General features: G+C 38.1%; 12 protein-coding genes. 7 read left to right on the top strand and 5 right to left on the bottom strand.

Translation table 11 applies throughout. The features are described from left to right. The first annotated feature begins 44 nt into the window (after positions 1-44). Positions 45-911: a hypothetical protein gene (locus MSHOH_RS05960; protein ID WP_048138115.1), complete on the top strand. Its 867-nt coding sequence runs from the start codon at positions 45-47 to the stop codon at positions 909-911. Positions 912-1,395: 484 nt separating this feature from the next. On the opposite strand, the gene hacA is transcribed toward MSHOH_RS05960, so the two are convergent. Continuing rightward, positions 1,396-2,628, bottom strand: a complete 1,233-nt coding sequence (gene hacA, locus MSHOH_RS05955; RefSeq protein WP_239451360.1) for a homoaconitase large subunit — start codon at positions 2,626-2,628, stop codon at positions 1,396-1,398. Positions 2,629-2,950: 322 nt separating this feature from the next. Continuing rightward, a complete protein-coding gene (tnpB, locus tag MSHOH_RS05950) occupies positions 2,951-4,066 on the bottom strand; it encodes an IS200/IS605 family element RNA-guided endonuclease TnpB (RefSeq protein WP_048143228.1) in 1,116 nt (371 codons plus the stop codon). Positions 4,067-4,885: 819 nt separating this feature from the next. Between tnpB and MSHOH_RS21995 the strand changes: the two genes are divergently transcribed. Then, entirely contained in the window at positions 4,886-6,190 is a 1,305-nt protein-coding gene (locus tag MSHOH_RS21995; RefSeq protein WP_052730738.1) for an MEDS domain-containing protein, read from the top strand. Positions 6,191-6,338: 148 nt separating this feature from the next. On the opposite strand, the gene MSHOH_RS05940 is transcribed toward MSHOH_RS21995, so the two are convergent. Continuing rightward, positions 6,339-6,764, bottom strand: coding sequence for a response regulator (locus tag MSHOH_RS05940; RefSeq protein WP_048138113.1), 426 nt, complete (start codon positions 6,762-6,764; stop codon positions 6,339-6,341). Between the two features lie 1,018 nt (positions 6,765-7,782). On the opposite strand from MSHOH_RS05940, the gene MSHOH_RS05935 reads away from it, so the two are divergent. Both MSHOH_RS05935 and MSHOH_RS05925 read left to right on the top strand, forming a co-directional pair. Continuing rightward, complete coding sequence (locus MSHOH_RS05935; RefSeq protein ID WP_048138112.1) at positions 7,783-8,016, top strand: DUF2795 domain-containing protein; 234 nt, start codon at positions 7,783-7,785, stop codon at positions 8,014-8,016. 655 nt (positions 8,017-8,671) lie between these two features. Next, positions 8,672-9,133, top strand: a complete 462-nt coding sequence (locus tag MSHOH_RS05925) for a hypothetical protein (RefSeq protein ID WP_158024064.1) — start codon at positions 8,672-8,674, stop codon at positions 9,131-9,133. A 349-nt stretch (positions 9,134-9,482) separates the two neighbouring features. On the opposite strand, the gene MSHOH_RS05920 is transcribed toward MSHOH_RS05925, so the two are convergent. After that, positions 9,483-9,962, bottom strand: coding sequence for a GNAT family N-acetyltransferase (locus MSHOH_RS05920; RefSeq protein WP_048138107.1), 480 nt, complete (start codon positions 9,960-9,962; stop codon positions 9,483-9,485). Between the two features lie 221 nt (positions 9,963-10,183). Next, complete coding sequence (locus MSHOH_RS23510) at positions 10,184-10,495, bottom strand: hypothetical protein (RefSeq protein ID WP_158024063.1); 312 nt, start codon at positions 10,493-10,495, stop codon at positions 10,184-10,186. 167 nt (positions 10,496-10,662) lie between these two features. On the opposite strand from MSHOH_RS23510, the gene MSHOH_RS05910 reads away from it, so the two are divergent. The 3 genes from MSHOH_RS05910 (at position 10,663) to MSHOH_RS05905 (ending at position 12,326) form a co-directional block, all read left to right on the top strand. Beyond that, positions 10,663-11,058 carry a DUF6326 family protein gene (locus MSHOH_RS05910; RefSeq protein ID WP_239451245.1) on the top strand — a complete coding sequence of 132 codons (396 nt, stop codon included), beginning with the start codon at positions 10,663-10,665 and terminating at the stop codon, positions 11,056-11,058. A 336-nt stretch (positions 11,059-11,394) separates the two neighbouring features. Next, positions 11,395-11,535 carry a hypothetical protein gene (locus tag MSHOH_RS23505; RefSeq protein WP_158024062.1) on the top strand — a complete coding sequence of 47 codons (141 nt, stop codon included), beginning with the start codon at positions 11,395-11,397 and terminating at the stop codon, positions 11,533-11,535. 371 nt (positions 11,536-11,906) lie between these two features. Continuing rightward, positions 11,907-12,326, top strand: a complete 420-nt coding sequence (locus tag MSHOH_RS05905) for a pyridoxamine 5'-phosphate oxidase family protein (protein WP_048138100.1) — start codon at positions 11,907-11,909, stop codon at positions 12,324-12,326. Positions 12,327-12,800 lie beyond the last annotated feature (474 nt).

Raw genomic sequence — 12,800 nt, 5'->3', positions numbered from 1 at the left:
AGGATTGAATCTAGAATAAATCTAACTTTGTGGGAGGTAACGGAATGAACAGTTTAAAGGAACTGGGAGTTAAGGGGTTAAAAGAACTGAAAGCAAGCGACTTGAAGGGCTTAATATTCAAGCCGAAAACAGCTAATATAAATACCAAAGACATGAAGGACTTGACAAAAAGCAGAGAAGAGATCAGGAAAAAAATCCGAAAGCTGTTGAAAGAAAAAAAGGAGATAGAGGCTCGCATTGAGAAGGCACGGAAATCAGAGACCGAAAAAACCGAAGAAATTTCAGAATTCCCCTGGCGGGAAGAAATTTCCTCACCGCTTCCCGAAAAAGTACGTTTAAAAATGTCCGAAGCTCCTGAATTCAAGCATGAGTCTTTGAATATGATAGAATCTGAAGTTTCAGAAGTAAAAGTTGGGGGACTGGAAATAGTGATCAGAGGAATAATCGAAAAATCTGAAGATAAAAAACCTGAAGATAAAAAACCTGAAGATATGATAGAGAAAATAGACAATTCTAAAGAAATGACTATAAGAAGTGAAACAGAAAAAAAAGAAGAAAAAGACTCGAAAAGTAAAGCAGAAGAACAGAGGGAAGATAAGACTCTTCAGGAGAAGGAAGAAAAAATAAAAAATGTTTATCCTTTCTCAGCGGGGAGGGTGAATGAAAACACAGTTTCCAGCGGAAATTCCAGCTCAATTCTTACTGATAAAGGAAGAAACGAAAACAAAAACAACCCCTCAGTGAATCTTTTTGGAAATGACCTGATTGAAGAGCTTCTGAACAGTGATGACCTGAACTCTGAAGAAGAGCAGGGCTTTATGAAATATCTGGAAGAACCGGAGGTGGGAGAGCTGATTACTGATTTAAAAAGTGTAAAGGCACTTCTTGTTCGGATAGAACACGCAGGGTGAGACCGTGAGAAAATAAAGCAGGTAAGGAAAGAGGCAAACAAGAAATAAAAGGAAAAGGAAAAAGATGGCGTGCATAGGCCCGGCACACAAATAATTAAGAAAAAGTTATGTACATTTAGCCATTACAGTTATTTGTGGCTGTGGAGATGGAAAAGCCCTTCCCTTGCTTTGTCAAGGAGCTTATTTGCTTCCTCAACTTTGCTGGCAGCCTCAAGAATATCTTCGGAGGCTTCGAGAAAACCGTCTTTTTTGGCTTTCTGAGCCCATTCTTTAAAACTCTGTATATGGGTTTCGTTATGTTCGATCCAGTGCTCAATTAAATGGGAAAGGTTATCGTGACTAAGTTCTTCAGTTATAGCTATTCCCTCCTGTTAAAGAATATAGAATTCATGGTATAAATTTTAGCCGGATTTAAGATGAATTTTCATACTGTCAAAATCGGCTTTTGGGGATATTTTGGAAAGAAACCATAAAGACTGCCGGTTCAGATTGTCCTCGGGTCGGTGATTTCGCCTGTCAGTGCAGAGGCTGCTGCGGTTACAGGGGATGCAAGATAAATAAAGCCGCCTTTTCCCATTCTGCCTTTGAAGTTTCTATTCGCGGTTGAAATACATACTTCGCCTTCCCCGATCACGCCCTGATGGGCGCCAAGGCAGGGACCGCAGCCGGGAGTTGTAAGAGTTACACCGGCTTTAAGAAGGGTTTCCATTGTTCCATTCTCGATTGCTGCAAGGAGAGTGGTTCGGGATGCAGGGATCACTAACGTTCTGACTGCAACCTTCTTTCCTTTAAGAACTTCTGCTGCTACTTCGAGGTCTTCGAGCCTTCCGTTTGTACATGTCCCTATAAAGACCTGGTCTACATGAGTCCCTTCAACCTCTCCTACAGGCTTTACGTTATCCACCTGATGCGGGCAGGCGACCTGAGGTTCGATATCTCCTGCATCATAGGTGAACTCACCCGCATAAGTTGCGTCAGGATCCGTATACACTGGTTCGTAAGGAGCAACTGCTCTGTTTTTCAGGAAATCAAAGGTCTTTTCGTCAGGAGGGACAATTCCGGTTTTTGCGCCCATCTCGATTGCCATGTTGCAGAGCGTCATCCTTCCAGAAACCGAAAGTTCGCTGATAGCCTGTCCGTAAAATTCAACTGCTTTATAGGTTGCACCGGCAATTCCGGTTTTTCCTATCAGGTAAAGGGTAAGGTCCTTTGCATAGACGTTTTTTTCAAGGCTGCCTTCGACCGTCATCCTGAAGCTTTCGGGCACTTTAAACCAGAGCTTTCCCGTAGCAAAGATTTCAGCCATGTCGGTTGCTCCAACCCCTGTTGCAAAAGCTCCGAAAGCCCCGTATGTGCAGGAATGCGAATCAGCCCCGACAACCAGCTTTCCTGGAAGTGCAAAGCCGTTTTCCGGAAGCACCTGGTGGCAGATCCCTTCTCCAACCTCATAAAAGTTGGGTATTCCCTGCTCCTGCACCCATTCCCTGATCTCTTTTTGCAGGATAGCTGAAGTCTCGGTGTTTGCGGGGGCAATATGGTCAAAAGGAATTACAATCTTTGAAGGATCCCAGACCTTTTCCATCTCCATTTCCTTAAAAGCATTTACTGCAAGTACTGACGTGCCGTCATGCGCCATTGCGTAATCTACATCTGCCAGCACAAAATCATTAGCTTTTGCCTCTTTTCCTGCTGCCCGGGAAAAGATTTTTTCGCTTATTGTTCCCAAAAGTAAACCTCCTTTCCGATAATCAAATGATAATTTACGATAACCAAATAATAATGAATGAGTATTGTGAAGAAATTAAGGTTTCAGAACTCACTATAATGAAATGTCTATTATGTCTAACGGCATATATCTATCAATTGATGAATTTCATGAGAGCCCGAGACCTTAGTAACGATCCGTTCATAATCGAGTGACTTAATACAGTGAACTACCCCTCCCTGCTTTCTGATGAAAGCGAGGAAGTGGCTTCTTGCTTCATCCCTCGAACTACCGTTCGCAAGTCCACAAGCTCATCCCCTGCGTTCCGTAGGTGTCAGATAACTATAAGATTTTGATCTTGAAGAGAGAACTTTTTGATATTGATTGCAGCATTTACGTCTCTGTCATGCTTTGTTTTGCAACCAGGACACGTCCACTCTCTAACATCAAGAGTTAGATTGGAATTGTGATGCCCACAAACATTGCATAATTTAGAAGATGGCTCAAATCTTCCTATTCGTAAAATGGTTTTTCCCAACCATTCAGCTTTATACTCTAATTTTGTTACAAAACTACTCAACGAAGCATCTGAAATAGATTGAGCCAGACAATGATTTTTTACCATACCTTTAACATTCAGAGTTTCCAGCGCAATAGCTTGGTTCTCGCTAATCAGTCTAAAAGAGAGTTGATGCTGGAAATTATTTCTCTGATTGCTAATAGTTTCATGGATTTTTGAAAGATGCTGTCTAGCCTTATTCCTATTCTTAGAGCCTTTAACTTTTCTCGATACTCTTTTTTGGAGAGCTTTCATTCTTTTTAGAGAATTTTTAAGGTATTTTGGATTTTCAACCTTTTCTCCATTTGATAGAACTGCAAAATCTTTGATGCCTGCATCAATACCTATTGTAGTTGATTCTGAAAAGTTCTGCTTTTCAGGAATATCTTTTTCGTTATCTACAAGGATACTGATATAATATTTTCCTGTACTTGATCTTGAAATTGTTGCGGTTTTAAGTTTGCCTTCAAACCTTCTATGAAGTATGGTTTTAACTTCACCTATTTTAGGAAGCTTAATTATCTGCTTCTCAAAATCTACCGCATAATGTTGAGGCATTTGATATGATTGAACCGGATTTTTCTTAGACTTGAACTTGGGAAATCCGGATTTCTCTCTAAAGAATTTAGTAAATGCTGATTCTACATTTACTAAAGAGGCAAGTAGAGCCTGTGAATTAGCTTCTTTTAACCATTCGTTAGAAGGTTTTACTTCATGGACTAAAATGTGCTGTAAATCAAACCTCGATATTGATTTCCCAGTTTGTTCATAAGTTTTTATCTTTTGTTCTAAAGCCCAGTTATAGACAAATCTACATGCACCAAAATGAACTTGTATCATTTCCTTTTGTTTTTTGCTAGGGTAGATTCGATATTTGTAGGCTTTTAACATACTATACATTATGCGTTTTAAAGAAATATATAGGTTTTGTTAAACTTAATATAGTGAAGTTGACGGCTTTCATCCCCCAACTGTCGCTTCGCTCCGAGGAAGGGGACTTCCCGCCTTAAAGTTAAACCGGTCTGATAACACAAAGAAAATCTATCTCCAAGGTATGCAAGATTATAATGATTGGGTAAATAAATCTCCTGATGAGTTACTAACCGAAGCCGAAGCCGAGATTAAAGCAGGCATCTTATGAGATGTAGGAAGATAAAAGGTTATCTCATCAGCTTTAGAAAATATTTGCAGAATAGGGAGCTCTCAGATAATACTATAAAGACGAAGCTTGCAGGGGTCAAAAAGTTTTGAAAGTTTTCCGCCCTCTTGAAAAGCACTGATTTTTTAAATTGGTCTCTTTCCTTAGCAAAAAAGGCATAGATTCTTGCTTAATATACGTGTTTCTCAAATATCGCAATGGTGAATGTTAATACCTCAAATCGTTAATGAATTTTATATCAACTTTACTTTTTTCTAATATACGCCTTCTGATGACGAATATGAATTATATCAAAATTTAGAAATGCTTCTAAATTTAGAAGTGTTTATTTGTAAAAAAATAAACTTATCTAATAATAAGTAAAAATTAGATTGGCTATTTCATATTAAATTATTAAATAGTCGATGAAATTAAATGATAGAATAATAATTTGATATTTATTAAGTTTCTACATTTTATAGTCCATACTTAATTTTAGAGAAAATGTATTTGGATTTTTCCTGAGTGGAAAAACAGTTTGAATGAGTCGTGTTGCGAAGGGGACATATGGGATGGAAGAAAAACTGAGAAATTCTGGCATTGGTATTATTGGAGATCTGCCATGGGGAACGCACTTCTGTCAGTTTTACCAGACTAAAGAGGATCTGTTAGATATACTTGTTCCTTATTTTAAAACAGGACTGGAAAATAATGAATTCTGTATATGGGTCATACCACAAGAGCTGACTGTAGAGGATGCAGAAGAATCCCTGAGAAGAGTTGTTCCTGGTTTTGATATTTATCTGGATAAAGGGCAAATCGAAATTGTCCCCTACACTCTCGGATACGTAGAAGACGGTGGTTTGGATCCTGAGAAGGTCTTAAAGAACTGGGTTAAGAAAACCGATCAGAGCCTCGAATGTGGTTACGATGGTTTGAGATTGAGCGGACATTCTTTTTGGCTGGAAACACATTGGCAGGACTTCGTATACTACGAAGACGCTCTGGATACTATCATTGGCAAATACCGTATGATAGTTCTATGTACCTATTATCTTGAGATGTGCAAGATAGTTGAAATTGCTGAGATGGTCTCCAACCATCAGTTCGCTCTAGCCAAAAAGAAAGGGAAATGGCAGATAATAGAAAATTCCGGACGAAAAAGGGCTGAAGAAGCTCTGGCAAAAATTGAAGAGACTCGAATAAAAGAAATTCATCACAGAATCAAGAACAATCTGCAAGTGATTTCATCATTGCTTGACCTTCAAGCAGAGACCTTCTCTCACCTTAAGACTTGTAACGCTTCGGAAGTTATAGATGCCTTCAAGGATAGCCAGAACCGAATAGTTTCAATGGTTCTAATTCATCAAGAACTTTACAAAGGCAAAGGAACAGATAATCTGAATTTTGCAGCATATATCCAGACACTCACTAAAAAACTTTTCAGCTCATATAATCTTAGAAACGAAGATGTCAACTTAAAATTGAATCTTGAAGAGGCTTATCTTGGCATGGATACTGCAATCCCTCTTGGTATCATCGTCAATGAACTGGTCTCAAACTCCTTAAAACATGCTTTCCCTTCGGGCAGAAAAGGTGAAATCAGTATAAGCTTGAAGAAAACGAAAGAATCCAATGTAAACAGAGAGAATTTTAAGACAAATAGTGAATATAATCAAGGAAAAGATCTCCAGTATAAACTTACAGTAGCAGACAACGGAAAAGGCATTCCAGAAAAAATAGATCTCCAAACTGCTAATTCTCTTGGGCTTCAACTTGTGGATACTCTTGTGAAACAAGTAGATGGCTGTATAGAGCTTAGAAGAGATCAAGGAACGAAATTCACTATATGGTTTAACAACGTCGAGATAAGCTGATAACACTCATTAATAATACATAAGAACAGAGTGCTCCAGCAAAAACGTAAACATAGAACTTATGCCTGCTTTGAAACTTTTGGCTTGAATATACTATCCTCTTGAAAAGAATTTCAATACAGAGCCCATCCCATAAATAATTTAAAAGTCAGGTTTTGTGAATGTACTCTGGAATCGCAGTATTAGGATTTGGATTAAGGTTTGTATCGCCGTTTACAATCTTCCATATTCGCTTTGACAACTCTAAATACTGGGTTTTTGGGTCATTATTTTTGAGAATGAAAGAATCTGCACCATTTTTTATTGCTTGGTGCATAAGTTCTTCTCCGACTCCCGTAAATAGAATAAAAGGAACGTTGATTCTTTTATCACGGATAGTCTTCAGGAATGTAATACCATTCATAACAGGCATGTCATAATCCGAGACTATCACATCATAGGAGTCTTTCTCTAACATATTGAGAGCTTCTCTTGCAGAATCCACAGTATCGGAGGGTATATCGTGGAAAACTTCTAAGAATGTCTTTGATAACTCTAAAAATGAAGGATCGTCATCTACAATCAATACTTTCATGGGGGATTCTCCTTGCAGCCAAAATCAATATTTATTGTGTGCCGACATCAACTCTAAGATAATTTCCAGAAGTTGTAGTTGATTATAAAATAAAATACTTTTTCACACTTATATTAAATTACTTAAGCGAAAAATTGTTTCAAAGCAAAAAAAATGTTGAGGTTAAAAATTTCAAAATTAGTATGGAATTCTATATTTACCATTTTCCCGGAACAACATTTAATGCTCTATTTTAGTTATTCGCGTAAAAATACACTCAAAACTGAGAGGGGCTGCTCAACATTATTTAACACATTTTTGGGTTATTTCCAGAATTGAGTGTAGACATTTGACCAGTACTATAATAAATGAACGTGGTGCAAAAATGAATCGATATACTTAACCTGTCCGTCTGTTAATGTCTACCACTGTCTGTAAATATTCTCAGTTGAGCCTGCCGAATTTTAAGAAACGGTGTCAAAAAACTTCAATTTAGATTTAGGTAATCTTCCATAGGGTTGGAAAGAACGTGGTTTTCTACCTCCTTTTTTCTATTCTTCTCCCCTGAGCTCCCGAATGTAAGTTTTTGAAATCTTAGACTAACGAAGCCGCCGCAATAGATTAGTGATCAGAGACACTAAACGGCTTTATTCTATTTGTCTATCTATAAAAATAAAGAGTTACTATTAGTTTTGTTCGTGTTAATTTTATCCTGCAGTATCATTAATAAGAAGTTATGTATTAACACCAATTGATAGAAAGATCTTAATATTTAATATATCAGTGCATTAACATGTTAACATTTAAATAGTAGATTACCATTGATACTAATACTAACAAAAGAGTTAGGTTTCCTTCATAAAGCTTTAGCAGGTATCGATTTTCCTGCAAAGAAGGAAATGCTGTTAAGCGAGAAGGATAGTAACACCAGGGACGACATCTGCGAAATAGAAGTAGTCTCCGGAAAACGAGTAGACAAATGCTGCAGATGCCACCAGGAAATCTAAAGGAGACTGAACAAAAGTAAAGGGGGAATATCATGGAAACCGAGAGTAAAAGCAGATTTATTAGAGAACTTCCTGTGGAAATTCAGAAGATATTGAACAACATAGCCTATCCCGTAAACAGGAACGACATTATTGGGCAAGCAAGGAAGAGCGGAGCAATCCCGGACATACTTCGGGGACTTGGCATGCTTTCGGACAGGCAATACAATAGCGCTGAGGATGTCGCTGAGGAACTTCACATAATTTACATGGGGGTCCCCGCCTAAGCTTAACTATTTTTTCATTTTTTTAGCAGCCGCTGATCAGTTTAATCCTTTTTTATTGCTTTTTTAAACGTACCCTATGGAGCCTGGAAAACCGATATTTCTCATGCCAGGCCGGCCAAGAAAAAGCTCGCAAGCCCTTCCGTCCCTTATACCCTTTCTCCTCCTCTCCCCCTTCCTTTTTCCCGACCCCTACCTCCTTTTTTTCCTTTCCTTCTTCATCTGAACCCTGGAGCATAAGTTTTTGAAACAAGATGTTTCCAGTAGTCCACTTGCGTGCAGGAACAATTTCGAGTCAAGTATACGGCAGTTAAAGTATTCATTATTAGATAATGAGTATTTTTTATCGAATATTGAAAGCTGTCAAACAATCTTTGACAAAAAAATGAGGTCAAATGCCAAATTAAATTTGTACTGTTAATTAAATGTTAAGAACTAATATTGGATCATACTCAAAAGAATAAAGAATAAATCACTTTGCTTTGAGGCCTCAAGCTTACAGACTGTTCTATTGCTATTTTTATAACTCTATGAGGTATATTATACCAATAGTATAATATTTATACATTGGTATAACCATATAATTAATTATAGTATCATATATCCATCAATATAAGTGGGAAGGGGTAAAATGACTCAAGTATGTGAAACTATCGAATTGGATAACGAAAGAAACAAAAATATCTCTCAGATAACTGCAAAAAACGGAACAAAAGTCCTTACAACTACTAAATATATCAAATTAGGACAGATGAATTGTATCGTAAAAATTTCCGTTCCCGAAAAATACAGAGATTATTCATTTACAATAAACATAGAGTCCACAAAAGGCTATTACCAGCCTTGGGTACATGAAAACGGAAAAGCAATCCTCAATTTTAGAGAAGGGCTTGAGAAGAATTTAGTTAAGAAGAACAAGACCACTTCAGGAATAGGGGCTCTAACTACCTCCTTAGTCATGGAATACGGCCTGATGAAATCTTTAGTAAGCATTGCAATTCCAGAGCTGCTTCAAGATATGATTCTATCTATAAACATAAATTCTCCGAAACAGTGGTGGGAGGCAGAAGGAAAGGATAAATACCCATATAGAAACAATCTCAAAACGGCACGCTGTTAAGCACAAGAACATTAAATTTTTTATGAGCCTATTCCAAAACTTCGTGTAAGGGGGTCACATCACAAACGGAAAGAACAAATATATTATTACTTTTTCCTCATGCATAGATTTCTGAGAAATGGAATTGATTCAGGAGACTATCATCAACGGTTACCAGGGAAGTTTTCCATCCCGCAGCAAGCTAGCGGGGTATTCAACTGAAATAACCTCAAAACGCGATAGTAAACCAGAACATAAGATTGAGAAAGCAATGAATAGAATTCTACATCTTTTTTAAAATTAAGTTAACATATAAGATGAAAACAGCATCAAAGTAGGAATTTTCTCAATACTCACTCCTGGCCAATATTTACGCCTGCTTGTCAATTGTAATCTTTTCCAGATATACAAGTTCAACTTTGTTGCTCAGTGGCTCTCGCCTGAACTCCTGATATCCCAATTTGTGATAGAGATGAAGGTTTTTGATGCTATCCGATCCTGTGAAGAGTTCAAACCGAGCCACATCCCGATGCATAACCTCAACCTCCGTCATCAAGCGAGTACCCATCCCTCTGTTCTGCCATTTCGGGTGCACAATCAGCCTGCCTATATAACAAGTAGTTTCCGTCGTGCGAGTTCTTACAGATCCTACAATTGAGTGCCCGCTGATGGCTTTAAGGAATGTATAAGTACCGAACTCGTTTCGGATCTCTTCGGCAGTCTGAAGTAGAGGAGGTATTGTCCAATCACTGTAAATCTGAGCTTCACTCTGGTATGCCAGCTTCTGGAGAGCTAAGATTTCGATTGCATCCTCAAGAGTGGCCCAGAGAATTTCAATTTGTTCCGCCATATTTTTCATCCGCCTCACTTCTTAAGTTAACAAATTTAGTGCAAGACTAGAAGACTTAGTATGCTGCGAGTTTTTGAGAACTGCACGACTACTAAACATACAAACCTATAAGTCATTTTTTGCCTAATGAAAACGCTAGGAGTCCAAAAGCATCCAAAGTATCCAAAAACATTCAAGATTATGCAGAGAAAAATCTACCTGCGAAGAAAAGAGCCGTGCTCTCATTTTTTTGTACTCGAATTTTCCCAGTTGCATTCCCGATGCCTCTTCTGGACGAACTGAAAAACCGTACTTTTCATAGAATCCGGTTTTATATCACAAATCAATGCATACAGGGATCCGTCTGAAATTAGACGTCCGGCACCGATAATATTCCGATCTTGATAGACAGTTATCCAGTACCAGATATTGCTAAAGACCTTTTTTAAATCACTTTCAGAAACCTTCAAAATGAGTATCCAGCCTGTACTTGAGAATAATTGAAAATAATCCTGCCAGGTAAGAGGGTCAGATTTGTATTCAATATCTGTCATTTTTATCCCTGGAATCTTTATTCTTAAAATCGACTCATAATAGTAGAGATTGTATAAATAAAAACGGATAAGTGAATAGATGAAAATGAGATTGAAATCATCAGCGATGGCTTTAAGAATGGTAAACAGTAAAATTGCTTTAAGATATTTCTCAGGAGGCAGAAGTTTTGGAAGATTGGAGGATAAAGATTTCGGTGCTCTGGCTCTTTGCATCAATTGCCTTTCTGGCTCATCAGATAATAATGCTTATGGAACCTGGTGTTATAGCACAATTAATGGCAGGAATAGCAGAAGGTCAGAAAATAAGCCCTGGTATGATACTGTTCTTTGCAGTCTTAATGCTGGTTCCAATGATAATGGCTTTCCTTTCCCTGACCTTGAAAGATTCGCTTAATCGCCAGTTAAATATAATCGTGGGCGCAGCCTTTTCTGTCCTGTGGTTCGTTAGCGTAATTGAAGCTATACAGTCTGCATACTGGGGAGGAGCACTAATGACACTCTCAGCAGCCGTAGCTTCGTCACTGGTTGTATGGTATGCATGGAAGCACCGCCTGGCATCATAACCAGAAAGTAGCAGTATTAACTAATGCCAAATTGTTATAAATGAACCTGCTTCAGTAAACAACGCAACTTTAAATCAAAAAGTAGACCAGGATACAAACCAAACCGTTGAAAAATCTTATGAAAATACTGTTCGGGTAAGGGATGTAACAAAACGAGAGGTAATATCTCTCATCAACAGTGATACGACGGATAAAGAAAAACTTACCGACTGTTGGGAATATGCCGAACAGGTACAAAAGAATGCAAATGGCAAGAGAATTAGATGTGGTGTAGTACGTGTTGATCTTAAAGGCGATTATTATGTACTGAATTGCTTTGAGACTACAGATTATGGTATGATATATACTGGCAGTCAGACCTGGGACGTAATCGCTACCTGTGAAGAAGGTGGAACTTTAAAATTCAAAGGTCTTATAAAAGAAAATACTAACTGGAAAGATATGGGAACTGTAGAAAAATACACGATCTACTGGTAAATCTATGGAAATAGTGGAATGAAGACTCCAGACGGTTAAAATCAGACCCTGAAGAGATTGAGACTCTATCAACATAAAAACTTGGACTCATTTGATAGAATTGTTGACCTTTTAAACATTAGTCCGAATCAATTTATTTTATAAGAAAATTAGGAAATCTCAAATGAGTGTTTTGAGATAAAAAATTCTCACTGAATTTAGAATGGAATTCTCACTAATCAAGCGAAGTTTTAAAAATACTCACGACTCATATTTATCGCAGCTTGCATCACAATAAAGCTCTTTTCCAGGCAGTACTTTAGGAACAAAGCGGCCTGTTTATTCATTTCAGGGAAAGAGCAAGAAAATAAGTTTGTGATAGGGGATTTAATATGACGTCAAAATTGATGGACTACTTTAACAAGCAACCAAGAATAGGTGTACTCAGCACATCGAGTAAGGACGGAAAGGCAGATTCGGCTGTTTTCGGTTCACCCCAGATGATCGATGAAAAGACCGTTGTAGTCGCAACAGGTAAGAACCGCACGTTCACAAACCTTCAGGAAAACCCTTATGCAATGTTCCTGATAATGGAGCCGGGGGCAGATATTATGAGCTGGAAAGGGGTCAGGGTTTATATGAAGATGAAAGAGTCTGCAACATCGGGGGAGATGCTTGATATGATCAGGAGCCAGATCGCAAAAATGGCTGGCGAGGAAGCGGGAAAGATGATATATGCAACTGTCACTTTCGAGATTATTGAGCTGAGACCTCTCGTTGATATGGGGCAGAGCTGGGAGAAATCGATCTGAGTTTTCAAAAGTCATAGAGATAAAAATAACAAACCAAAGTCGTTGTGGCGCGCCCGACTGCAAGTAACGGGTATCACGCCACCGCTCTGGTTATAGTGGCTATTAAAAATCAAGAATTTTTATATCCGATATTTTTCTTTTGGCATGGAGTGCTCTCAGGTACTTTCATTATTTGTGCCTGTTATTCAGAGAATTTCATGTGCGCTTTTTCAATCACTATCTTTTCCAAATATACAAGTTAACCTATAATCAAGTGCTCGCTGACGGCTTTGAGGAACACAATGGTACTGAACTCATCTCTGATCTCTTCAACAATTTGGAGCATAGAGGGATGGACAACTCATCGTAGATCTGAGCTTCATTCAGGTATGCCAGTTTCTGAAGGATCAAGATTTCAATCGCATCTTCAAAGCTGGCCCGAAAAATTTCTATCTGTTCTGCAAGCTACTTTTTGTCCAAAAAATACCGCGATTC

The sequence above is a fragment of the Methanosarcina horonobensis HB-1 = JCM 15518 genome, from assembly GCF_000970285.1.
In the GTDB taxonomy this organism is placed as follows: domain Archaea; phylum Halobacteriota; class Methanosarcinia; order Methanosarcinales; family Methanosarcinaceae; genus Methanosarcina; species Methanosarcina horonobensis.
The sequence above is the reverse complement of the archived record's forward strand: the minus strand, read 5'-3'. Positions and strand labels throughout refer to the sequence as shown.

Bases quoted from the DNA above. Each gene is read 5' to 3' on its own strand.
- tnpB (WP_048143228.1), bottom strand. From the start codon at position 4,066: ATGTTAAAAGCCTACAAATATCGAATCTACCCTAGCAAAAAACAAAAG.
- MSHOH_RS23505 (WP_158024062.1), top strand. From the start codon at position 11,395: ATGATATATACTGGCAGTCAGACCTGGGACGTAATCGCTACCTGTGAA.
- MSHOH_RS05960 (WP_048138115.1), top strand. From the start codon at position 45: ATGAACAGTTTAAAGGAACTGGGAGTTAAGGGGTTAAAAGAACTGAAA.
- MSHOH_RS05935 (WP_048138112.1), top strand. From the start codon at position 7,783: ATGGAAACCGAGAGTAAAAGCAGATTTATTAGAGAACTTCCTGTGGAA.
- MSHOH_RS23510 (WP_158024063.1), bottom strand. From the start codon at position 10,495: ATGACAGATATTGAATACAAATCTGACCCTCTTACCTGGCAGGATTAT.
- MSHOH_RS05905 (WP_048138100.1), top strand. From the start codon at position 11,907: ATGACGTCAAAATTGATGGACTACTTTAACAAGCAACCAAGAATAGGT.
- MSHOH_RS05940 (WP_048138113.1), bottom strand. From the start codon at position 6,764: ATGAAAGTATTGATTGTAGATGACGATCCTTCATTTTTAGAGTTATCA.
- MSHOH_RS21995 (WP_052730738.1), top strand. From the start codon at position 4,886: ATGGAAGAAAAACTGAGAAATTCTGGCATTGGTATTATTGGAGATCTG.
- MSHOH_RS05920 (WP_048138107.1), bottom strand. From the start codon at position 9,962: ATGGCGGAACAAATTGAAATTCTCTGGGCCACTCTTGAGGATGCAATC.